Consider the following 1,558-nt stretch of genomic DNA (forward strand, 5'->3'; position numbering starts at 1 on the left):
CTAAATATATGCTATGATGCCAAGCATTATAGCCGAGTATTATTGTATCGAATAGACCTTCAATGACTTTCAAAAACAGCTGGTTGTATGATGGTTTATCATTGTTGTAAATGCATGAGCTATCAGATACTTTTCTTTATTTTTTGTATTCTAGTTGCCGTTTTTTATCCCACAAACTTGGCATGACCAAAGGAATTAACAGACATTATGTACGCTGAAGAAATTACCAACGTCACCGCAATTAAAGACATTCGCGCTCGTGAGATTTTAGACTCGCGCGGTAACCCAACGATTGAAGCCGATGTTATCTTGGCTGATGGCACTGTTGGCCGTGCTGCTGCTCCAAGTGGCGCATCAACTGGCTCACGTGAGGCGCTCGAGCTACGTGATGGCGACAAAGATCGCTACATGGGTAAAGGCGTCAAAAAAGCCGTTGCCAATGTCAACAGTCAAATTCGTAGTGCATTAATGGACAAAGATGTCACTGAGCAGCAAAGCATCGATAATGCGATGATTGCGCTAGATGGTACAGAAAACAAAGACAATCTAGGCGCTAATGCCATGTTGGCCGTCTCTCTAGCAACTGCTAAAGCTGCTGCCAAATCAAAAAATTTGCCACTGCATCAATACATCGCTGACTTGCGGAATCAGACTTCTTTAACGATGCCTGTACCGATGATGAACATCTTAAACGGTGGTGAGCACGCGGATAACACAGTTGATATCCAAGAGTTTATGATTGAGCCAGTTGGTTTTACAAGCTTCTCAGAAGCATTGCGCGCTGGCACTGAGATTTTCCATAGCTTAAAATCTGTCCTAAAATCACAAGGTCTAAATACAGCGGTCGGCGACGAAGGCGGCTTTGCACCGAATCTACGTAGCAACGAAGAAGCCATCACTGTCATCATGCAAGCGATCGAGCAAGTTGGTTATAAGGCTGGTGACGACATTCATTTAGCTTTGGATTGCGCCGCTACTGAGTTTTATAAAAATGGTCAATACGTCTTAGCAGGCGAGGGTAATAAAGCCTTTGATAGCCAAGGTTTTTCAGATTATTTAGTAGGGCTGGCGCGCCAGTATCCAATTATCTCTATCGAAGACGGTCTTGATGAGTCTGATTGGGATGGCTGGAAATACTTGACTGAGCAAATCGGTGATAAGGTCCAGTTGGTCGGAGATGACTTGTTTGTGACCAATCCTGCCATCTTGCAAGAAGGTATTGATAAAAACATCGCTAATGCAATTTTGATTAAATTTAATCAAATCGGTACGTTATCAGAAACTTTAGATGCAATTTATCTTGCGAAGAAAAACGGTTACGCAACGATTATCTCGCATCGTTCAGGTGAAACTGAAGACAGCACCATTGCAGATTTGGCAGTAGGTACAGCGGCAGGACAAATCAAAACAGGCTCATTGTGTCGTTCAGATCGCGTAGCGAAATACAACCAGCTATTACGTATCGAGCAGCAAGTACGCGCAAGCTATCGTGGCCGTGAAGAGTTCATCGGTCTACGTGGTTAATGTTTAAGCTATAAAGCTATATTAAGTGTTAGTG

Annotated in this window: 1 protein-coding gene; it reads left to right on the plus strand. The window is 43.2% G+C overall.

The window, feature by feature from the left end:
• Window positions 1–207 precede the first annotated feature (207 nt).
• Complete coding sequence (eno, locus tag ACS8FD_RS14130; RefSeq protein ID WP_439260419.1) at window positions 208–1,524, plus strand: phosphopyruvate hydratase; 1,317 nt, start codon at window positions 208–210, stop codon at window positions 1,522–1,524.
• Window positions 1,525–1,558 lie beyond the last annotated feature (34 nt).

This window comes from Psychrobacter sp. 1U2 (assembly GCF_051847575.1).